Source organism: Nocardia exalbida NBRC 100660, from assembly GCF_000308575.1.
Lineage (GTDB): Bacteria > Actinomycetota > Actinomycetes > Mycobacteriales > Mycobacteriaceae > Nocardia > Nocardia exalbida.
The window spans coordinates 14,546-35,565 of sequence record NZ_BAFZ01000164.1 but is presented as its reverse complement, the minus strand read 5'-3'; the positions used below and the strand labels follow the sequence as shown (position 1 = coordinate 35,565).

Sequence of the window (21,020 nt, the reverse complement as noted above, 5' to 3'; positions counted from 1 at the left end):
GTCGCGTGGGTGACGTGGGTTCTGTCGTGCTTGCGGGTGGGCGGTTTCGAGTCGGTGGTTCAGAGCTTATCGGCGAGCACGTCGAGCTCGCTGATTTCGGGCGGGGTAGCGAAGAGCTCGTCGGCGCGTTCGCCGAGGGCCTTGCCGACCGGCCCATCGAGATGTGTTGCACGGGCGGCCTGATCTGGGAATGCGTCGATGATGCCGAACGTCGAAGGGCCGAACTGTACCGCGAGCCAGGGCTTCGTGCCGGGCTCTTGCTCGACGAGTGGCAACGCCGATCGGAGGAATTCCTCGACTGCGTTTTCCTTGCCGGGTTTGGCTTCGAGTCGGACCAGCAGCGCCTTGGTGGCCATGTCGGATCTCCTGTTCGAGGGGGTGGACATGGTCCAGCATCACACCATTTACCTGTGAAGAAAAGGAGCCGCCTGAGCCCTCGAATGAACAAAACCGACCTCAACCCCTAGCGATCGTAGAGCCATAAGAGGAGACTTCATGGTGGAGGGAATGCGACGCCTGGAATGCACCCACTGCTCGTCGGCCGTGACGCGAAGCATGGTGGTGTGCACATATTTTGTCGTGGTGCCGGCTCCGTGCGCTGTTGCGTCGTCTGCCCCCGGGAGCACGATTCATTCGGCCGTCGCTCGCATGCAGCCGCCTGTGGCCGCCGGGCCGGACAGCAACCGGAAACGCCGCATGTGAGGGAGTGTCGAGATGAAAGCACTTGTGTACGACGGGCCACGTGAGGTCCATGTGAAGGATGTGCCCGATGCGAGGATCGAGCAGCCGACCGATGTGCTGGTGAAGATCACCAGCACCAACATTTGCGGATCGGATCTACACATGTATGAGGGCCGCACCGATCTGGAGCCCGGGATGGTCCTCGGTCACGAAAATTTGGGGATCGTCGCAGAGGTGGGCAACGCGGTGGTCAAGGTCTCGACCGGGGATCGGGTGTGCCTGCCGTTCAACATCGGCTGCGGTTTCTGCCGAAACTGCGAGGAAGGTCTGACCGCGTTCTGCCTGACGGTGCACCCGGATCCGAAGATGGCCGGCGCCGCATTCGGTTTCGCCGGGATGGGACCGTTCTGGGGCGGACAGGCGGAGTATCTGCGGGTGCCGTTCGGCGACTTCAACTGCCTGCGGCTGCCCGAGGATGCGCAGGACAAGGAAACCGACTACGTGATGCTCGCCGACATCTTTCCCACCGGATGGCACTGCACCCGCCTGGCCGACATGCAGCCCGGCGATTCGATGGTGATCTACGGGGCCGGGCCGGTCGGTCTGATGGCGGCATACTCGGCGATGATCCAGGGCGCGCGCAAGGTGATGATCGTCGACCGTCACCCCGACCGGCTCCGGCTCGCCGAGCAGATCGGGGCCATACCCATCGACGACTCCACCGGCGACCCGGTTGAGCAGGTCCTCGATCAGACCAACGGGCGCGGCGCCGACAAGGGTTGTGAGTGTGTCGGGTACCAGGCGCACGACCCGCAAGGTCATGAAGACGCCGCGATGACGATGAACCGGCTCGTCGACTCGGTGCGCTTCACCGGCCACATCGGCGTGGTCGGCCTCTTCCTGCCCCAGGACCGAAACGGCCCCGACGAACTCGAACGCCACGGCAAGATCGCCTTCGACATGGGGAAATTCTGGTTCAAGGGGCAGAAGGTCGGAACTGGACAGGCCAACGTCAAGCACTACAACCGGCAGCTGCGCGACCTGATCCACGAGGGCAGGGCCACACCGTCCTGGATCGTCTCTCACGAGCTCCCGCTTGCGGAGGCCGAGTCGGGCTATCAGCATTTCGATGCCCGGGACGACGGATGGACCAAGGTCGTCATGCATCCGTGAGACGTCCGGGACCGAGAGGAGCACAACCATGGCAACGACACTGCAGGGCCAGCGGATCGCAATACTGGCCGCCGCCGGGGCCGACGTCGTCGAGGAAGAGGTCGCGGTCGACGGGAACCTGATCTCCAGCCGCTCGCCCGGCGCCCTCCCCGCGTTCTGTCGGGCCATCGTCGAGCGGTCCGCGACGCCCCATGGGAGCAGGTCATGACACTGAACCAGACCTCGGTGTCCCTCGATGATGCGCAGCGGATGATCGCCGCCGGACAGGCCAAAGCCGACGAGATCGAGTCGCCGTCGAACATTGCGGTGGTCGATGCCGGCGGCAACCTCGTCGCCCACGTGCGGATGGACGGTGCCTGGATCGCCAGCATCGACATCTCGATCAACAAGGCGTTCACCGCGCGGGCGCTGGACATCTCGACCGAGGACCTCGCGGCCGACGCGGGTCCGGGCGGGCAGTTCTACGGGATACACGCCTCCAACGCGGGACGCATCATGATCTTCGCCGGCGGTGTGCCGCTGCGGCGAAACGGCCAGGTCGTCGGCGCGGTCGGCGTCAGCGGTGGCACCGGAGAGCAGGACAAGACCGTCGCCGAGGCGGCCGTGGCGGCGATGTGAGCATGAACTAGGTCGACACAGCGAGGTCGCGGATAACCCTGCGCTAGCAGTCCGGACGACCGCGCGAGAGGACGGCTGGGACACCGCGCCCGCACCGCGCTGTCCCAACCACGCATCCCAGTTGGACAGTCCTCGATGTGGACCAGGACTGCTCAAATCGGCCCAGCTGAACCCGCTGCTGCGCGCGGTCGATGGCCACCAGAAGCAGGGCGCGTCGTACGGGCACACGAAGATCGCTGGGAAAAGGTGCTCCGCAAAGGGCTTCACCGCTCGCCGCCACGATCAGCACCGACCTGGCGGCACCGGTGATCGCCGGGATACGGCTACGCGCGGGTAAGACCGGCTCGGGCAAAGGTGCCGCGTCGATGGTCAACGCCGCGATCGGTGAAGACCAATGGACTCCGGTGCGGTATCCCGGGGCCGTGCGTGATCCCGACACCGGTGAGTGGATCTCCGACGCAGAAGTCGCCGAAATCCCCTATACCGCTTTCGCTTCCACGAAAAACCGGACGACGGACCGGCTGATCGTGCGCCAGGTGCAAGACGCCCGATGCCCTGTTCCCGGTCTGGCGGTATCGCCCGTCTGTGGTTTCGCTCTGGCTGCCTGGAGTTTGTGCCCAGCTCGAGCGGGTAGGCGATGGCGGTGGACGCGAACGGGAGCGACAGGGATTGGACAGCCGGTGCGGCTGGTGAGCCGGTCTCGGTGTTGTTGATCGCGGATCCGGGCAAGCCCGCCGCTGTCGCGGAACGCCTCGCGGAGTGCCTGCCGGGACGTCTGCGAGGCCGTGGCAGGCTCGAGCGCCAGTGGTCGGCGTGCGTGCGCCTCGAGCCCTATCGTCTCGCCGAGGGAGCGGATTTCGCCGAGGTGATCGCTACGGTCGATCTGTCCGCCGAAGCCGAAGACCTCGTCGTGTACCTCACCGATCTGCCGCGCCGTGAGGACACGCTGCCGGTGGTGGCCGATGTCAGTGCCGACCACCGATTCGCGCTCATCTCCGTGCCCGGGGTGGGCGGCATCGCGATCGAGCGACGCGTCCGCGCTGTCACCGAACTCGCGATCACTCATATGCTCGGTGACCCGGAACTCACGCCGCCCGGGGCGGCGCGACGGTTTCCGTCCGCGCGGATCGCGAACGGCATCCGGTACTTCACACGCCCGGGACTGCGGCGATTGCGCCTGCTGTCGGGGATGGTGCGGGCCAACCGGCCGTGGCGACTGGTCACCGGACTCTCGAAGGTACTCGTCGGTGCGTTCGCCACTGGAGCCATCGCGCTGGCTACCGACACGATCTGGATGTTCGCCGACACGATGGGCCCATGGCGTATGAGCGCGGCGACGGTCCTGTCGGTCGTGGCGATGATTCTGTGGCTGATCCTCGACCACGAACTCTGGGAGCGACCGCGGTCGGCAGCGGAACGCGATCGATCGGTGCTGTACAACCTGGCGACCGTGATCACTCTGGTCGTCGGCGTCGGCGTCCTGCACGCGGCCCTGTTCTGCCTGCTGCTGTTCACCGCGTGCCTGACTCTTTCGCCGGAACTGCTGTCCTCCGTTCTGGGGCACGGGGTGAACTTCTCCGATTACCTCACCCTTGCTTGGCTGCTGGCGTCCATCGCGACCATCGGTGGGGCGCTCGGGTCCGGTCTCGAGGACGACACCGCGGTCAAGGAGGCGGCGTACGGGGCCCGCCAGCGCCAGCGCATCGACGAACAACGGAGTGGCTCGGACCGGGCGTGATGGGCACGGCGGGTGCGGCACGCGTGCCCATCGTTCATCCCGGGATCCATTCTCGGCGGGTCGCAGATCCCTACGGCGATCGCCTTTGTGATCGGTAGCGGGCCGCCTTTGTCCGGGCAGGACCAATAGCCGAGTGCCTTTGGCCTTGTCGCCGCGCCCGCTCTGCGACAGCAGTTCCCGTTGCCAGCCCTCGCAGGGGCGATGACGACGACGCGCACGCCCACCACCGCCGCGGTCGCGCGCAAAGTGTTGCCAACCCCCGCATGTCGGCGACGTCGGTCACGGGACCGCCACGCTGTCAGCCCCGTGCCCAGCGACCGGCAGTCCCGGGTAGTCGTGCGGCATCAAGCACGCAGCCGAGCCCGAGCGCCAGCGGCGCACCCGGACACAGCTCCCATGCGTGAGCTGTGCCGGGGGACTGTGACGCTGGAGCAGTCGAGGAGGTTCGAAGCGCCCGCTGTTCGAACAGCCGCATCAGTCAGAGCGGGGGCGCGCACTACCGGATTACAGGGGCCCGAAGCCGCCCACGAGTGCCGGATCCGTACGGATCCGGCGTCCGGGGCGATCTTGACCGAAAGTTCTATTCCCATAGAGCGAGTGACGCACAATCGCGCCGTTGGTGTGCCGTCCAGCTCTGGTCCTGCATGGAATTATGTTGCGGGGCAATCGAATTGGACATCAATTCGAAGATCGCAGGATGACTGCAGCTACGGGGAATCAGCATGGGTGATATCGATCTGGGCTTGGCCTCCGACTGGGAAGAGGGGCGTTCGTGGATCCGGGTCGTGGCCGGGGCGCCTGCGCGGACGCCTCCACCGGGCCGGTCGACAGCCACCGCAAGGTTCGTCAGGCCACGGGTGGGCTGCGCTCCGCGGCCATCTCGTCGAGGACCACATCGATCGGAGTCGGGGCAATCGCCAAGACCGCTGACGTGAACGACGCATCGAGGATGTTGGGACGGTCGTACAGGTACAGCATTTCCGGGAACTCCGCCATGATGGAATCGGTCCGTCCGATCTCCTCCAGCTCGGTCCTCGTCATGTGTGCCGGCTCGGGTTCGGGTACGGCGGCTGCCCGGGCCAGACGCGCGGCGAGCTCACGGACCGGGGAATGAGAGGTGGACGGTACATGCCAGGCCCGGCCCCAGGACATCTCGTTCCGGGCCGCGGCTATCAGTGTGCGGGCCGCGTCCCCTGTGTAGGTCCAGCTGTGCGGCGCGTCGAGATCTCCCGGGTACGAGACGTGCGCACCACTCAAGACCTGTGCCCCCACCATGAGCGTGAAGGGCGAGAAGGCGCCCGCGCCGAGGTAGTCGCTGGCCCGGACCTCGGTCACCCGCACCCGGCCCGCCTCGTGGGCGGCGAACGCGTCATGCCACATCTGAGCCCGGACGCCACCCTTGACGCTGGTGGGCGCCATCGGAAGGTCCTCGGTGACGGGTCCGTCAACGGGGCCGTAGCCGTAGGTGTTCCCGAGCATTACGTAGTCTGCCCCGCTGGATTCCGCTGCGGCCAACAACGAGGCGGCCAGCGGCGGGAACTCGGACGGCCACCGGTCGTAGGCCGGCATGGCGCAGTTGAACAGTGCTGCCGCCCCCGGGTCAGCTCGATCAGCCGCGCGGTGTCGGTGGCGTCGGCGGCCACCCGCTCGATCCGATCGTGTGCCGGTCCGCTGCCCCGGCGGGTGGCGAGCCGGACCTGCTCGTCAGCGTGTGCCAATAGCCGTGCGGCGGCCGATCCCGTGGCTCCGGCTCCAACGATGCGCGATCGGGTGCTGTTCGAGGCCGCCTACGTGTGCGGCGCCCGCGCGAGCGAGGTGTGCGAGCTGTATGTCGAGGACTTCGACCTGAGCCTGGACGACGCGCACGTCCGGCTGCACGGCAAGGGCAGCTCGGTGCGCACCGTCCGACCGGATGCCAGGCATACGCTCGGCGCCGGAAAATCCAGTCCCACGCGGTGGGCGTGTCTGCACGGGTGCGGGCAGGCGGGCTGCGAGCATGAGCGCCCATGTCCGGTACGAAGAAGAAGCCAGCCCGCCGCGCCAGGCGATTCGGCGGTGACAAGGCCGGGGATTCACCGCGCGGTGAGGCTGCGTGGGTCGCGGCGATGCGCGCGCACATCTGGTATCGCCGATACCCACCGTCGTCGGTGATGCAGGCGCTGGGCACACCCTGCGGTCACCCCGTGCCCGCCGCGGATATGCGGGTGTTCGCCGGGCTGGACATCATGATGCGGGTACGCGGCTGGTCCTTTCTCGGGGAATGCTCCGGCCCGGAAGTCCTCACCTGGATCTACGAACCTTCCGACGTCGGCGAAGGCTATCTCGACCGCGGCCTGGAACCGGTCACGACGATCGCGGCCACCCTCGACCGCTCGCTACCGACCGACACCGTGCGCGACTGCGAAGTCGAAGTCCTGCTCGTCGGCACCCCCTACAGCCAAGCCCGCCTCACCGGCCTGACCGGCCTCACCCCGCACCTCGCACGCATCGAGGCCCACCGCCCCGGCGATCCCATCACCCTCCCGTTCCCCCTCGGCCGCGCCCGCGTCACCGACCGCGCCAACCAGCCTCCCATCGGTGCCGATCGATGATGCGCCAAGGCCGTGACCAGCGATAAAATCATCAACAGGTCGGGGAAACCGCAGAAGATCCGATCTCGGAAGGAGATGAGATCGATGGGCCCCTTCGGCCTCGACCTCCACGCGTTCCTGAGATGGCTGGCCGTCACGTTCGGAATCGGATACGGCCTCAGCTGAGCGATGCGCCGCCTCCGTGCACCTATGGCAGCGGCCGCGGTAGTCCTCACGTGCGCCGGCTGCGAGTCGTCGGACACCACCAGCCCCTCCCGACCGTGCCCCCACCGCGCCCAGCGGGTTGGGATCCGCGCCGACCAGCCCGCTCGGTGGCACGCTGAAGGTCTGGGGTGGCCGGGACCTGAACGGCCACACCCAGCTGGCCGAGTACACCCTGTCCAACTCCCGCACCCTCGAAGCTCGTCCGCAACTAGTCGGGCGTGGTACTTCGCGCCGAATTTTTCGCCTCCATGTTTTCGACTAGCTTCGCGGTCTTCCGCGAACTGTGGCGAATACTCCCACTTTTCACAAGGTCGGTTGCGTCTGGTAACCCCGGCGGACGGCCTCCCTGTGCAGCGCCGTTCGCGCGGGGTCGTCGCCGTCTCGGTGTAATCCAGGTCACCGAACCTCTTGCGCTTGCATGGTGGTCCAGGTGACGAATTCCGTTGGGGGAAGTTGCGGGAGTTGCTGCGATGAGTCCGGAGGAGCGGGGGCGTCCGTGGGCGGAGCATCGGAAGCTGCATCACGCTGCGGCCCGGTCGCGTGCACAGCAGATCGCGCACAGACACGTGACGCCGGGCTCATGCGCGAACGGCAGCGGCTGCTGCCGAGCACTATTCGTTCGCGTCGAATGCCTGTGGAGCGGAACGTGGTTCGTGTCAGTGACGATTCTCGCTCCGGCGACCGGTCACCGGTAGATCGCGGGAGCGATCGAGGTTGTCGGGTTGCTGTCGTCGTCGAATCAGGCATCGAGGTGGCGGAGACGCGGGGACCGGCGGTGCCATCGCGGTCGCCGGTCCCCGCGGGGGTCAGTTTTGCGGGCCGCGGGCGCAGTCGGCCGCGTCGGCGGAGGCTCGGTCGTAGTCCTCGACACGTGCCTTCGCGATGACTGAGCGGTCCTGTGCTCGCAGCACGATGCCCTCCGGATTTCCGGTCCCGACCTGGTCCAGGAGGCGGAGGGTCACCGGCAGTTGTTCGGCGAGAAACTTCCGCACGGACTCGAAGTGCGACGGCCCCGTGACCGACCATCCGCGTTGAATGCGGCGCCGGATAGCGGTGGGCGAGCCCAAGTGTTCTTGATCGGGATCCGACAGAATTTGATGTTGCTAGTCATTTCAGTCTAAACTGAAATGACTAGCAACATTGGGAGTTCGGATGGATCTCGAAGTCGTGCACGTCACGTTCAACAGCCTCGGCACTCTGTGTGCGGGTGACTTGTATCTGCCTGCGGTGGATGACCCGGCGCCCGGTCTGGTGCTGGGACACAGCGGAGTGATGGTGAAGGAGGCATTGCGGGTGTTCGCACCGTATTTCGTACGGGCCGGGTTCGCAGTACTGGCAATCGACTATCGCACGGTCGGCGCTAGCGCGGGGGAACCCCGCGGCCAGGATTACCCGCAGAGGCAGGTGGAAGATTTCCGCAGCGCGGTGTCGTATCTGCAGACCCGCCCGGAGGTGGATCCGGATCGGATCGGCGTCTGGGGGGTCAGCGTCGGGGGGTCGGTGGCGGTCCAGGCCGCCGTATTGGACCGGCGCGTGAAATGTGTTGTGGTACAGAGCCCTAGCGTGTGGAACGGGTGGCGGTATCTGGAGCGTCTGCACGGTCGTGAGGGAGTACACGCACTGCGGGACCGGGCGGACCAGGACTGGCAGCGCCGCTACGCCGGAAACGACAGTGCCCGGGTGCCGCACCTGACGTTGCAGGGCGAAAACGTCGAGGACACGCCGGATCTGGCTGCTGAGGTGTTCCCGACCTACCGGAATGAGAAGACCCTCGACTCCGTCGAACAATTGCTGACCTTCGCGCCCGAGCATCTCATCGACCGCTTGGCGCCCACCCCGCTGCTGATGATCGCCAACGGCGGCTGGGACCCCTATCACATGCTCGACGAGGCGCAGAGCGCCTACGCCAAGGCCGGCGAGCCGAAACGGCTCGAGGTCCTCCCCTATGACGTGCTCGGCCTCTACACCGGTCCCGGGCTCGAAGAGGCCATGGCTCTGGCCGTCGAGTGGTTCGACCGGCACCTGCGCCGGACCCGTCTCACCGTTCCCACCCCAGCACCTACCCGGGAGTCGGTGACCGCCATGACACAGTAGTCGAGTCGAACACAGCTCCAGGAGGACACGGTATGCCCGACAAGGACCGAGACGACGCCACGCCGGAGTGGGTGGAGCGAGTTGCCACCTTCTGCGTCGAGGAATGGGGTCTCACCCCCATCACCGGGCGCATCCTCGGCATCCTGATGATCTGCGATCCTCCGGAGCGTTCCGCCGGCCAGATCGCTGAGGCGATCCGCGCCAGCCGCGCTTCACTGACCTCCAACATGCGCCTGCTCACCACCATCGGGCTGATCCGCAAGGTGCGGATCCCCGGCGATCGCACCGCCTACTACCGCATCGAAGACGACGCCTGGCAGAAAGTCATCCAGCACAAGATCGCCGGCCTCGCCGCCTTCGGCGACATCGCCGAAGACGGACTCGCCCTTGTCGACGGCACCGATCCCGCCCGCACTGAACGCATCCGGGCCGCGCAGCGGGCACTGACCTGGCTGCGCGACATCGCCGCCCGCCACCCCATGGGCACCATCATGTGAAGGACCGACCATGCTCCGAATCCGTCCCGAACTCAACCCGGTTCAGGAAACCCTGCTCCTCACCCTCGAAGCTCGGGCCCTGGACGCCACCATGCCCACCCCCATTCTGAGCGACGCCCGCCAAGCCGAACTCGCCGACCGGATCGACTACGACTTCACCGAGCTGAAGCTGAAGCCCAGCCTCATCTGCGGAACCGCTTTGCGGGCAAGGAAACTCGACGACGCGGTGCGCTCCTTCACCGCCACACACCCGACCGCGGTCGTCCTGGATCTGGGCTGCGGTCTGGACACCCGGGTCTTCCGCTGCGATCCACCCACCGGTGTCACCTGGTATGACATCGACTACCCCGAAGTCGTCGACCTGCGCGCGCAACTACTACCGCAACGTTCCCACCTGCTCGGCGTCGATCTCACCAAATCGGGCTGGACCAGCCAACTCCCAGATGATCGGCCGACCATGATCGTCGCCGAAGGGCTGCTGCCGTTTCTGCCCGGCGACTCATTCCAGACCATGATCCGCGAGGCGACTACGCACTTCCCGAGCGGCGAGCTCGCCCTCAACGGCTACACCCGCTTCGCGGCCTGGGCCATGAAATACCACCGCTCCATCAAAGCCCTCGGCATCCGCGCTGCCCAAGGCTTCGACGATCCACACGAACCCGAAACCTGGAACGCCCACCTGCACCTCATCGAAGAACAATTGCTCACTCGCGCACCCGAAGTCGCACTCTTCCCCCAACCGCTACGCATCCTCACCCATGCGATCGCCCTCAGCCCAGCGCTGTCCCGACAAGCCAACCGGATACTCAGATACGCCTTCTAGTAGTACTGCGCGCGGCGCGTCGCGCCGATGATCCGCTGTCGACCGTGGACCTGCCCGAACGGGTGCCGACCGGCCGCGACGCAGAACGGCCCGCGCGCGTTGCCGAACTGGTCCGCGAGATCGAGGCCCTCCCTCCTGGCGCCGCGCTCGATCTCGCGGGCTACTGCTGATCAGCGGGCACCACAATGGCATCCGGGGTGCTGGAATCACCCGCCGACGTGCATTTCCCGACCACGGCCGAGGTGCGCGCGGGTCTCGCGCTCGACCCGGCGCAATGGCAGGTGGAAGTGGACGAGGAGGTCGAGCGCGAGCACCGAGCCCGGAGGGCAGGCCGGGCACCCGCAAAGACAACATCCTATGAATTCGCCACGGCTGACCGAGTGGGCGAACAGCGGGCGAATCTCCTTGCGGGTGAGGGGAATTCGGGGAGACTGCGTGCGGAATTAACTCCGATATTACTTGGGATTCATGGCGTCGATACGGATTTCTCGCTACTGTTGACGCAGCCTACAACGCGGTGGGAATCGAAATCTCACGTCGGTCGGGGGGAAATTCGCCCGTAGGAGAGTTCCCAGTGAAATATCCAGTGTGCGCTCGCGTGCTAGGCCCATTGACGCTTGCTCTGAACAATCACAACGCGACGCCGACTGCGCAGAAGCAGCGGCAGTTGCTGGCATTGCTTTTGGTTCGGCATGACACCGTTGTCCCGGTGACGGCCCTGATCGAAGAACTGTGGAACGACGATCCGCCGCGCAGCGCGGTGACGGTCGTGCAAACATATGTGCTCGGAATCCGAAAGAAGATGGCGGAGCAACTCGGAGTCGGGCAGGCGGAGGTGGCGGGCCGATATCTGCGCACGCGCAGCAAGGGTTATTCGTTCGACGTGCAGGACTGCGTATTCGACCTGCGCGACTATCAGTCCATGTCCGAGGCCGCCCGATGCGCCGTCAAGACCGGCGACGACGAGCGTGCGGTGGATCTGTTCAGCGCCGCGGAAGCGCTGTGGAGCGGTCCCGCATTGGTGGACGTTGAGGGCGGCATCCCGCTCGCCGCCGAGATCTCGCATCTGGACCACCTGCGGCTGACCAACCTCGAGTTGCGCGTGGAGGCGGAATTGCGGCTGGGCAGGCATCGCGAGGTCTGCCCCGACCTGGCGCGGCTCACCATGCAGCATCCGCTGCACGAGCGGCTCCAGGCGTACTACATGTTCGCCCTGTGCCGGTCGGGGCAGCGCGCCCGCGCCTTGGCCTCCTATCAGCGGTTCAGCAGGTCCATGCAGGACGAGTTGGGGCTCGATCCCTGCCAGAAGTTGCAGAAGCTGCACCGGGACATCCTGGCCGCCTCCGACGACTCGGTGAGCGCGATGCTCAACAGCCGCCACGCCGGTTATCTGATCGGCTGGTATTCCCCCGGATTCCGCGCCACCGCCGAGACCGCCTGACGCCGTACCGACGACGCCCGGCCGCGATCGACGCGGGGCCGGGCGAGCGTCCGGCGCGCTCACCCCCGCCCGAGCAGCTCGTCCACTAATCCGGTGGTGTGGGTGGCGGCCCGCATGGCCGGATGGTCGAGCACCTCGTACAGGAAATCCCGGGTGGTCGCGACGCGGGCGCCGGAGATCCGGAATTCCGCCAGCGCCCGCCGCATCCTGGCCAGGGCCCGGTCGCGGTCCGGCGCCCACACCACGAGTTTGGCCAGTAGCGAGTCGTAGTGCGGAGGTATCGGGTAACCGGCGTGCGCATGGGTATCGACACGTACGAACGGACCGCCGGGCGGGGTGAATTCCGCCAGGATCCCCGGGGCTGGAGCGAATTCCGCCGCAGGGTCTTCGGCATTGATCCGGCATTCGATCGCCGCGCCACGAAGAACTATTTCCTCCTGAGCGATGCCGAGCGGTTGCCCCGCCGCGACTCTGATCTGTTCGGCGATGAGGTCTATACCCGTTACCATTTCGGTCACCGGGTGTTCGACCTGAATTCGGCAGTTCACCTCCATGAAATAGTGATTGCCGTCCCGGTCGACCAGGAATTCCACGGTTCCCGCGCCGGTATATCCGGCCTCGAGCACACCGTGCACGGCGGATGCTCCCATTCGCTCGGCCAGACCGTCCGGCAGCAGCGGCGCCGGCGATTCCTCGATCAATTTCTGATGCCTGCGCTGCACCGAGCAGTCGCGTTCACCCAGGTGCACACCGTTGCCGTAAGCGTCGCACAGCACTTGGATCTCGACGTGCCTGGCCGCGGCGAGGTACTTCTCCAGATACACCCGGCTGTCGCCGAACAGCATCCGCGCCGTCGCCCTGGTCTCCTGATAGGCGCGCGGGAACGCCGCGCTCTCGTGCACCACCTGCATGCCGCGCCCGCCTCCGCCCGCGGCGGCTTTGACGATCACCGGATAGCCGATCGAATCCGCGAGCGCGAGCGCCTCGTCGAGTGGCAGCGGATCGAGGCTGCCCGGCAGTAGCGGCAGTCCCGCCTTCGCCATCAGCCTGCGCGCCGACTGCTTGTCGCCGAGTTCGGCCATCACGTCGGCTGGCGGCCCGATCAGCGTGATGCCCGCCGCTCGGCAGGCGTCGGCGAAATCCGGGGACTCGGAAAGGAATCCGTATCCGGGATGGATCGCGTCGGCGCCGGTGAGCTCGGCGGCGGCCAGGATCGCCGCGGCGTTCAGATAACTGCGTTTGGCCGCGGACGGGCCGATCTGCACCGCCTCGTCGGCGAACCGCACCACCGCCGACTCGGCGTCGGCGACCGAGTGCACCGCCACGGTGCGCACGCCGAGTTCGCGGCAGGTGCGCGCGACGCGCAACGCGATCTCACCGCGGTTGGCGATCAGAATCTTCTCGAACATGGCGCCACTCCTACGCGACCGACCGGACCAGGACCTGCTGCCGCGCCCCGAAGCGCCGGAACCGGGCGCGGCGCTCGTCGGCCAGCTCCGCACCGCCGCGCCCGGCCAGCTCGCCGAGGGTCGCGGCCAGGGCGCGGTGCAGCTGATCGGCCGCGGCCACGGGCGCCGAAGCGACGTCGTCGCCCGGTTCGGGCAGCACCGCGTCGACCACACCGAGACGCAGCAGGTCGCGCGCGGTGAGCGACAGCGCGGCGGCGGCCTCGGGCGCGGCGGCGGGATCGTTCCACACGATCGCCGCGCAGCCCTCCGGGCTGATCACCGAGTACGTGCCGTTCGCGAACATCAGCACCCGGTTGGCCACCCCGAGCGCCAGGGCTCCGCCGCTGCCGCCCTCGCCGATCACCACGCTGATCACCGGCACCCGCAGCGCGGACATCAACCGGATGTTCTCCGCGATGACGATCGCCTGCCCCTGCTCCTCGGCGGTCGCGCCCGGATACGCGCCGGGCGTGTCGATCAGAGTGATGACGGGCAGCCCGAGTTTCTCGGCCAACCGCATCAGCCGAGCCGCCTTGCGATAGCCGGCCGGGGTCGGCATGCCGAAGTTGCGTTCCATCAACTCCTTGGGATCGTGTCCTTTCTGGTGGCCGATCACCATGACCGGCCGCCCGCCGAGCCACGCCGTTCCGCCGACCACCGCGGCGCAATCACCGGAGATCCGGTCGCCACGCAACTCGCGGAACTCGTCGAAGGCGAGTGCGAAGTAGTCCGACGCGGTCGGCCGCTGCGGGGATCGAGCCCGGCGCACCTGCGTCCACGGATCGGTCGCGGGAAGGCGGGCCGGATCGGTGATCGCGCCCGCGTCCGCGGCGATGAGGGTTGCGGCGGGATCGACCGGCCCCGCGGCCCGCAGCAGCGCGCCGAGCGCCTGGCGCAAGCCCGCGCGCGGCACGATCATGTCGATGAGGCCGCGTTCCAGCAGGAATTCGGCGGTCTGGAATTTCGGCGGCAGCTGCTGCCGGATGGTCTGCTCGATCACTCGCCGCCCGGCGAACCCGAGCCGGGCGCCCGGTTCGGCGATCAGCACGTCGGAGAGGGTGGCGAAGGAGGCCGCCACGCCGCCGTAGGTGGGGTCGGTGATCAGGGTGACGGTCAGGATGCCCGCCCGGTCCAATTGCTCCAGCGCCGCGCTGGTCTTGGCCATCTGCATCAGCGACAGCGGGCCCTCCTGCATCCGGGCGCCGCCCGAGGCGGTGACGATGATGAGCGGAAGACGCCGTGCCAGTGCGGTTTCGGCCGCCGCGGTGATCATCTCGCCGACCGCGGTGCCGAGGCTGCCGCCCAGGAAGCGGAAGTCCATGGCGGCGATCACAACCGGCCTGCCCTCGATCGCGGCCAGCGCGCACAGCACCGCGTCGTGCATGCCGGTGCGGGTGCGCGCGGCGGCCAGCCGGTCCGAGTAGGGCTTGGTGTCGGTGAAGGTCAGCGGGTCTTCGTCGGTGGCGGCGACCGGTAGCGGCTCGAAGCGCCCCTCGTCGGCGAGCTGCCCGATGCGCTGCTGCGCGGTGATCGGAGTGTGCCTGCCGCATTCTCCGCATACGCCGAGGTCGCGGGCGAACCGCTTGCCGTACGGCGGGATCAGGCATGCCGGGCAGAGCACCCAGTCCGCGGCGCCGTCCTGGCCGTGTGCTGACTTCATCACGCGTGTCTCCTGTGCTCGGGAACGGGTGATCGATCCGGGCGGCGCCGGCCGGGCGATCACAGCGACAGCCTGCGCCACACCGCTCGAGAACAACTCGACTCGCTCACTCGAGCGAGGTTCGAGGGCCGTCCCCGATGCTCGATCGCACCATCGAAGGGAGAACGCCATGAACACCAACGCATCCGGTGGTGCGCGATGAGCCGCCGCGTCGTCGTCACCGGGCTCGGCGTCCGCGCGCCCGGCGGGTCGGGTAAGGACGAGTTCTGGAAGCTGCTGTCCGAAGGCCGCACCGCGACACGCCCGATCTCGTTCTTCGACGCCTCGCCGTACCGGTCCAGGGTGGCCGGCGAAGCGGACTTCGACCCGGTGCGGGAAAGATTGTCTCCCAGGGAGATTCGGCGCATGGACCGGGCGGTGCAGTTCGCCGTGGTCTGTGCGCGGGAGGCGGTGGCCGACAGCGGGCTCGACCTCGCGGCGGTCGATCCGCACCGGCTCGGCGTGAGCCTCGGCAGTGCGGTCGCCGCGGCCACCAGCCTGGAGCGCGAATACCTGGTGCTGTCGGATTCCGGGAAGAACTGGCTGGTCGACCAGACCTATCTCTCCCCGCACATGTTCGACTACATGATTCCCAGCGTGATGCCCGCCGAGGTGGCCTGGAGCGTCGGCGCGGAGGGGCCGGTGGCGATGGTCTCCAACGGATGCACGTCGGGACTGGACTCGGTCGGCCACGCGGTGCAGCTGATCCGCGAGGGCTCCGCCGACGTCATGGTGGCGGGCGCGGCCGACACGCCCATCACGCCGATCGTGGTGGCCTGCTTCGACGCGATCAAGGCGACCACCCCGCGCAACGACGAGGCGGAGGCGGCCTCGCGGCCGTTCGACAACTCACGCAACGGGTTCGTGCTCGCCGAGGGCGCCGCGCTCTTCGTGCTGGAGGAGTACGAGAGCGCGCGCAAGCGCGGCGCGCATATCTACGCCGAGATCTCCGGGTACGCGACCAGGTGCAACGCCTACCACATGACGGGACTCAAGGCCGACGGCCGTGAGATGGCCGAGGCGATCCGGGTCGCACTCGACGAATCCAGGATCGACCCGACCGGCGTGCACTACATCAACGCGCACGGCTCCGGCACCAGGCAGAACGACCGGCACGAAACCGCCGCGGTGAAGCGCAGTCTCGGCGCGCACGCCTACGCCACGCCGATGAGCTCGATCAAGTCGATGGTGGGACACTCGCTCGGCGCGATCGGCTCGGTCGAGATCGCCGCCTCGCTGCTGGCGCTGGAATACCAGGTGGTGCCGCCGACGGCGAATCTGCACGAACCCGACCCCGAATGCGATCTGGACTACGTGCCGCTGACCGCCCGCGACCACCGGATGGACACCGTGCTCACGGTGGGCAGCGGGTTCGGCGGCTTCCAGAGCGCGATGGTGCTGCGCAAGGCGGAGGCGGTGACGGCATGATCCTCGTGACCGGAATGGGGGTGCTCGCGCCGAACGGCATGGGCGTGGAGCGTTTCTGGGACGCCGTGCTGGCCGGGCGTGGCGGGATCGCGCCGCTCACCCGGTTCGACGCCGGCGGCTCGTCGGCACGCCTGGCCGGACAGGTGGCCGATTTCGACGCCGGTGAGCACCTGCCGAGCCGGCTGCTGCCGCAGACGGACGTCTCGACCCGGATGGCGCTGGTCGCCGCGCAGTGGGCGCTGGACGACGCGAAGGTCGACACGACGACGCTGACCGACTACGACATGGGCGTGGTGACCGGGAACGCCTCCGGCGGCTTCGAATTCACCCATCGGGAGTTCAACAAGCTGTGGTCGCTCGGCTCCGAGCACGTCAGCGTGTACGAGTCCTTCGCCTGGTTCTACGCGGTCAACACCGGCCAGATCTCCATCCGGCACGGCATGCGCGGGCCGAGCAGCGCCTTGGTCGCCGAGCAGGCGGGCGGACTGGACGCGATCGGCCACGCGCGGCGCACCGTGCGGCGCGGGACGCCGCTGGTGGTCACCGGAGGCGTCGATTCGGCGCTGGATCCGTGGGGCTGGGCCTCGCATCTGTCCAGCGGTGGGGTGAGCACCGCGATCGACCCCGACCACGCCTATCTGCCGTTCGACGCCCGCGCGGCCGGATACGTGCCCGGTGAGGGCGGCGCGATGCTGGTGGTCGAGGACGCCGCCGCCGCGCGCGCCCGTGGCGTGCCCAAGGTGCACGGCGAGATCGCGGGGTACGCCTCGACCTTCGACCCGCCGCCCGGTTCCGGCAGGCCGTCGGGCCTGCGCCGCGCCGCCGAACTCGCGCTGTCCGACGCCGGGATGACGCCCGGTGACATCGACGTGGTGTTCGCCGACGCCTCCGGCATACCCGATCGCGACCGCGACGAGGCCGCCGCCATCGAGGCGTTGTTCGGGCCGGGCGGCGTTCCGGTCACCGCGTCGAAACCGCTGACCGGACGCCTGTTCTCCGGCGCGGGTCCGCTCGACGTCGTCACCGCGCTGCTGGCGATGCGCGACTCGGTGATCCCGCCGACCGCCCACACCGCCACGCTCGCCGAGGACTACCGGATCGACCTGGTCCTCGGTTCCCCGCGCTCCGCCACCGTCGGCGGCGCGCTCGTCCTGGCACGCGGGCGCTGGGGTTTCAACTCCGCGGTCGTCGTGCGCGCCGTGTCCGATCGAGATCTGCCGAGGAGCGAATCATGACCATCACCATCACCGAACTACGCCGAATTCTGGTGGACTGCGCGGGCGGCGAAGACCTCGCCGAACTCGGCGGCGATATCGCCGCCGTGGAATTCGAGGAGCTGGGCTACGACTCGCTCGCGCTCATCGAGACCGCGGCGCGGATCCAGCGCGACTTCGGCGTGATGATCCCGGAGGAAGAACTCATCGAGGTCAGGACGCCGCAAGAGCTGGTCGACATCGTGAACGCCCAACTGCGCGGTGCGGCATGAATGCCGAAGTGATGTCCCACACCAGGGTGGTGCAGGCGGCCCCGGACGTCGTCTACGGTCTGGTCGCCGACGTGACCAGGTGGCCGGTGATCTTCGAGCCGAGCGTGCTGGTGCGCCACCTGCACCGCGGGCCGGACGAGGAGCGCTTCCGGCTGTGGGCGACGGTCGGCGGCGCGGTGAAGAACTGGACGTCGCGGCGGGTGCTGGACGCCGGGCAGCGCCGCATCGCCTTCGAGCAGGAACGCAGTCAGGCGCCGATCGCGTCGATGGGTGGCCGCTGGTCGTTCCGCCGGATCGGCCCCGGCACGACGAAGGTGACCTTGGACCACCACTTCACCGTGGTGGACGGGGCAGATGCCGCGCAGGTCGCCGCGTCGGTCGATCGCAACAGCGTGGTCGAGCTCGCGGCGCTGGCGCGCATCGCCGAGCTCGGCTACCCGGTGGACGAGGTCATCCACACCTTCGAGGACACCGTGACATTGGAATGCTCGGCCGACGAGGCGTACGACTTCGTCTACCACAGCGAACGCTGGCCCGAGCAGGTGCCGCATGTGGGCCGCATCGAGCTCACCGAGGACGCCGAGGGCGTGCAGCTGATGGAGATGGACACGGTGACGGCCGGCGAGATCCCGCACACGACCAGATCGATCCGGGTGTGCGTTCCCGGCGAACGAATCGATTACAAACAACTGGTGCCGCCCGCGATCCTGTTCGGCCACAGCGGTGCGTGGGAGTTCGCCGACGGACCGGACGGCGCGCTGGTGACCGCGCGGCACACGGTCGGGATCGATCCCGAGGCCGCGCGCGAGATCCTCGGCGCGAACACCGATCTCGCCGACGCCCGCGCATACCTCACCGAGGCGCTGTCCGCTAACAGCCGAAACACCCTGCGGTGCGCGGAACGCTATGCCGCGACGACGAAGTCACCGACATGACCGCCACCGAGACGACCGCGACACCGCGCGTGCAGGAGATCGCCGACGGCGTCTACGCCTACACACACAGCCGCGGCGGCTGGTGCGTCAGCAACGCCGGTGTGCTGACCGGGCCAGACGGCGCGGTGGTGATCGACACGCTGGCGACGGAGGGGCGCACCCGGGCACTCGTCGAGTTCGTCGACAGGCTGGGTACAGGCCCGGCCCGCACCATCGTGAACACCCATCACCACGGCGATCACAACTTCGGCAATCACTTGTTCGGACCGGCCGCCGTCGTCGTCGGCCACGACCGGATCCGGCCGGAGATGATCGAGACCGGCCTGGCGCTGACGAAGCTGTGGCCGGACGTCGAATGGGGCGATGTGCGGGTCACGTTGCCGAGCATCACCTTCAGCTATCACCTGACCTTGCACCGGGGCGAGCGCCGGGTGGAACTCATCCATTTCGGCACCGCCGCGCACACCACCAACGACGTGGTGGCGTGGCTGCCCGAGGAGCGCGTGCTGTTCGCCGGAGACCTGGTGATGGCGGGCGCGGCGCCGTTCTGCCTGATGGGGTCGGTCAGCGGTGCGATCACCACGGTGCGGCGGCTGGCCGCGCTGGGGGCGCAGACGGTTGTCGCCGGACACGGCCCCGTCACCGGACCGGAGATCTTCGACCAGACGCTGCGGTACCTGCGCTGGGTGCAGGACCTGGCCGCGGAGGGACGCGCACTCGGGCTGACGCCGCTGGCGATCGCGCTGGAGGCCGACCACGGTGAGTTCGCCGAACTGGTCGATCAGGAGCGGTTGGTCGGCAACCTGTACCGCGCCGACGCGGAGTTGTCCGGCGGCCGGCTGGGCGAGCCGCTGGACGTACTGGCGATCTTCGACGAAATGGTGCTCTACAACGGCGGGCAGGTGCCGACATGCCTGGCGTGACCACCGCATCCGCGCGGGTCTGCGTGATCGGCGGCGGCCCCGCCGGACTGATGGCAGGCCTGCTGCTGGCCCGCTCCGGCGTCGAGGTGCTCGTGCTGGAGAAGCATCCGGACTTCCTGCGCGATTTCCGGGGCGACACCGTGCACACCTCGACGCTGCTCGCGATGAACGAGCTCGGCTTGGCCGAGGAGTTCCTGGCGCTGCCGCACGTCGAATCGGCCCAGCTGCCGATGGCGACCGCCACCGGTCCGGTGGTGTTCGCCGACTTCAGCGCCCTGCCCGGGCCCTACCCGTTCGTGGCGTTCATGCCGCAGTGGGACGTGCTGAATTTCCTCGCCGAGGCGGGCCGCCGCTATCCCGGCTTCCGGTTGGTGCAGGAAGCGGAGGTCACCGAGCTGATCCAGCGCGACGGCGCGGTGGCAGGCGTACGCGCGAGGTCGGCCGACGGCCCCTTGGAGGTCGCCGCCGACCTTGTGATCGCCGCCGACGGGCGGCATTCGATCGTGCGCCGGTCGGGGCTGCTCGAGGTCGCCGCGGGCGCGGCGCCTATGGACGTGCTCTGGTTCCGGGTGGGCAAGCCGGAGGGCGAGCGCCTGCCCACTGTGCGCACCGGAAAGGGTTTCTTCATCGTCTGCATCGATCGCGGCGACTATCTGCAGGTCGCGTACATGATCCCCAAGGGCGGCTTCGCGACGATCCGAGAGGCGGGGCTGGCGCGGTTCCGTGCGGACCTGTCCGCCATCTATCCCGTGCTCGCGCCGCGTCTGGACGCTGAGATCCTGGACTGGGACGACGTGAAACCACTCGACGTCCGGGTGGATCGGCTGCGCCGCTGGTATCGCCCGGGGCTGCTGGCGATCGGGGACGCGGCGCACGCGATGTCCCCGGCGGGCGGGGTGGGAATCAATCTGGCGGTGCAGGACGCCATCGCGGCCGCTCGCCTGCTGGGGCCGATCCTCGCCGCGGGCGCGAACGCGTCCACAGCGCAGCTGCGCGCCGTTCAGCGCCGCCGCGAATTGCCCATGCGCGTAGTGCAATTCGCGCAGTTGCACCTTCTGGCCGACCTCTACCCCAGCGCGGGACGACCAGGGACCGACAGACCGCTGCTGGTCCGGCTGCTGCGCCGTTTCCCGCGCCTGCCCCGGCTGGTGGCCAGGGTGATCGGCCTCGGCATCCGGCCCGAGCCGGTGCCGCCCGCGACCGGAACCGTTACGGCGCTATCGAAACTCAGGGAGAACTGA

At 68.1% G+C, this 21,020-nt stretch carries 21 protein-coding genes and 1 pseudogene; 17 read left to right on the top strand and 5 right to left on the bottom strand.

The genetic code is table 11. The features are described 5' to 3' along the window. Nucleotides 1-59: 59 nt before the first annotated feature. Nucleotides 60-356, bottom strand: a complete 297-nt coding sequence (locus ON29_RS37380; protein ID WP_040872030.1) for a putative quinol monooxygenase — start codon at nt 354-356, stop codon at nt 60-62. 358 nt (nt 357-714) lie between these two features. Here ON29_RS37380 and ON29_RS32385 point away from each other — a divergent pair, with 358 nt between their 5' ends. The 5 genes and pseudogenes from ON29_RS32385 to ON29_RS32370 all read left to right on the top strand — a co-directional run bounded on the left by ON29_RS32385 (nt 715) and on the right by ON29_RS32370 (nt 4,210). Further along, on the top strand, nt 715-1,854 hold the full coding sequence (locus ON29_RS32385; RefSeq protein WP_040872029.1) for a glutathione-independent formaldehyde dehydrogenase: 1,140 nt from the start codon (nt 715-717) through the stop codon (nt 1,852-1,854). Between the two features lie 28 nt (nt 1,855-1,882). Continuing rightward, nucleotides 1,883-2,062 (top strand): DJ-1/PfpI family protein, encoded by a 180-nt coding sequence (locus ON29_RS37375; RefSeq protein WP_040872028.1) that lies wholly within the window; start codon nt 1,883-1,885, stop codon nt 2,060-2,062. After that, a complete protein-coding gene (locus tag ON29_RS32375) occupies nt 2,059-2,472 on the top strand; it encodes a GlcG/HbpS family heme-binding protein (protein WP_040872027.1) in 414 nt (137 codons plus the stop codon). Before ON29_RS37375 ends, ON29_RS32375 begins: the two co-directional genes overlap by 4 nt. A 166-nt stretch (nt 2,473-2,638) precedes the next feature. Beyond that, nucleotides 2,639-3,078 (top strand): annotated as a pseudogene (locus ON29_RS35250) (IS1380 family transposase); the annotation flags it as partial. A 31-nt stretch (nt 3,079-3,109) separates the two neighbouring features. Next, nucleotides 3,110-4,210 (top strand): hypothetical protein, encoded by a 1,101-nt coding sequence (locus ON29_RS32370; protein ID WP_051175860.1) that lies wholly within the window; start codon nt 3,110-3,112, stop codon nt 4,208-4,210. Between the two features lie 846 nt (nt 4,211-5,056). On the opposite strand, the gene ON29_RS35515 is transcribed toward ON29_RS32370, so the two are convergent. Beyond that, nucleotides 5,057-5,779: an NAD-dependent epimerase/dehydratase family protein gene (locus ON29_RS35515; RefSeq protein WP_217999372.1), complete on the bottom strand. Its 723-nt coding sequence runs from the start codon at nt 5,777-5,779 to the stop codon at nt 5,057-5,059. Between the two features lie 437 nt (nt 5,780-6,216). Here ON29_RS35515 and ON29_RS32360 point away from each other — a divergent pair, with 437 nt between their 5' ends. Continuing rightward, entirely contained in the window at nt 6,217-6,801 is a 585-nt protein-coding gene (locus ON29_RS32360; protein WP_040872026.1) for a hypothetical protein, read from the top strand. A 1,010-nt stretch (nt 6,802-7,811) separates the two neighbouring features. On the opposite strand, the gene ON29_RS32355 is transcribed toward ON29_RS32360, so the two are convergent. After that, a complete protein-coding gene (locus ON29_RS32355; RefSeq protein WP_157172987.1) occupies nt 7,812-7,997 on the bottom strand; it encodes a hypothetical protein in 186 nt (61 codons plus the stop codon). A 160-nt stretch (nt 7,998-8,157) separates the two neighbouring features. On the opposite strand from ON29_RS32355, the gene ON29_RS32350 reads away from it, so the two are divergent. The 5 genes from ON29_RS32350 to ON29_RS32335 all read left to right on the top strand — a co-directional run bounded on the left by ON29_RS32350 (nt 8,158) and on the right by ON29_RS32335 (nt 11,860). After that, nucleotides 8,158-9,099, top strand: a complete 942-nt coding sequence (locus ON29_RS32350) for an alpha/beta hydrolase (protein ID WP_040872024.1) — start codon at nt 8,158-8,160, stop codon at nt 9,097-9,099. Between the two features lie 32 nt (nt 9,100-9,131). Beyond that, complete coding sequence (locus ON29_RS32345) at nt 9,132-9,596, top strand: GbsR/MarR family transcriptional regulator (protein WP_040872023.1); 465 nt, start codon at nt 9,132-9,134, stop codon at nt 9,594-9,596. Nucleotides 9,597-9,606: 10 nt separating this feature from the next. Continuing rightward, nucleotides 9,607-10,419: a class I SAM-dependent methyltransferase gene (locus ON29_RS32340; protein WP_040872022.1), complete on the top strand. Its 813-nt coding sequence runs from the start codon at nt 9,607-9,609 to the stop codon at nt 10,417-10,419. 44 nt (nt 10,420-10,463) lie between these two features. Then, nucleotides 10,464-10,589, top strand: coding sequence for a hypothetical protein (locus ON29_RS37575; protein ID WP_281032580.1), 126 nt, complete (start codon nt 10,464-10,466; stop codon nt 10,587-10,589). Between the two features lie 347 nt (nt 10,590-10,936). Continuing rightward, nucleotides 10,937-11,860, top strand: a complete 924-nt coding sequence (locus tag ON29_RS32335) for an AfsR/SARP family transcriptional regulator (protein ID WP_083864221.1) — start codon at nt 10,937-10,939, stop codon at nt 11,858-11,860. 59 nt (nt 11,861-11,919) lie between these two features. Here ON29_RS32335 and ON29_RS32330 read toward each other — a convergent pair whose 3' ends face one another. Together ON29_RS32330 and ON29_RS32325 are read right to left on the bottom strand one after the other, a co-directional pair. Further along, on the bottom strand, nt 11,920-13,269 hold the full coding sequence (locus tag ON29_RS32330; protein WP_040872021.1) for an acetyl-CoA carboxylase biotin carboxylase subunit: 1,350 nt from the start codon (nt 13,267-13,269) through the stop codon (nt 11,920-11,922). Nucleotides 13,270-13,279: 10 nt separating this feature from the next. Continuing rightward, nucleotides 13,280-14,968, bottom strand: a complete 1,689-nt coding sequence (locus ON29_RS32325) for an acetyl-CoA carboxylase carboxyl transferase subunit (protein ID WP_040872020.1) — start codon at nt 14,966-14,968, stop codon at nt 13,280-13,282. 198 nt (nt 14,969-15,166) lie between these two features. On the opposite strand from ON29_RS32325, the gene ON29_RS32320 reads away from it, so the two are divergent. The 6 genes from ON29_RS32320 to ON29_RS32295 are packed head-to-tail and all read left to right on the top strand — an operon-like array spanning nt 15,167 to nt 21,020. Then, on the top strand, nt 15,167-16,435 hold the full coding sequence (locus ON29_RS32320) for a beta-ketoacyl-[acyl-carrier-protein] synthase family protein (RefSeq protein WP_040872019.1): 1,269 nt from the start codon (nt 15,167-15,169) through the stop codon (nt 16,433-16,435). Next, nucleotides 16,432-17,670, top strand: coding sequence for a ketosynthase chain-length factor (locus ON29_RS32315; RefSeq protein ID WP_040872018.1), 1,239 nt, complete (start codon nt 16,432-16,434; stop codon nt 17,668-17,670). Before ON29_RS32320 ends, ON29_RS32315 begins: the two co-directional genes overlap by 4 nt. Beyond that, on the top strand, nt 17,667-17,921 hold the full coding sequence (locus ON29_RS32310) for an acyl carrier protein (RefSeq protein ID WP_040872017.1): 255 nt from the start codon (nt 17,667-17,669) through the stop codon (nt 17,919-17,921). Before ON29_RS32315 ends, ON29_RS32310 begins: the two co-directional genes overlap by 4 nt. Then, nucleotides 17,918-18,856 carry an aromatase/cyclase gene (locus ON29_RS32305; RefSeq protein WP_040872016.1) on the top strand — a complete coding sequence of 313 codons (939 nt, stop codon included), beginning with the start codon at nt 17,918-17,920 and terminating at the stop codon, nt 18,854-18,856. Before ON29_RS32310 ends, ON29_RS32305 begins: the two co-directional genes overlap by 4 nt. Continuing rightward, complete coding sequence (locus ON29_RS32300) at nt 18,853-19,779, top strand: MBL fold metallo-hydrolase (protein WP_040872015.1); 927 nt, start codon at nt 18,853-18,855, stop codon at nt 19,777-19,779. The genes ON29_RS32305 and ON29_RS32300 overlap by 4 nt, the downstream gene beginning before the upstream one ends. After that, nucleotides 19,767-21,020 carry an FAD-dependent oxidoreductase gene (locus ON29_RS32295; protein WP_051175858.1) on the top strand — a complete coding sequence of 418 codons (1,254 nt, stop codon included), beginning with the start codon at nt 19,767-19,769 and terminating at the stop codon, nt 21,018-21,020. The genes ON29_RS32300 and ON29_RS32295 overlap by 13 nt, the downstream gene beginning before the upstream one ends.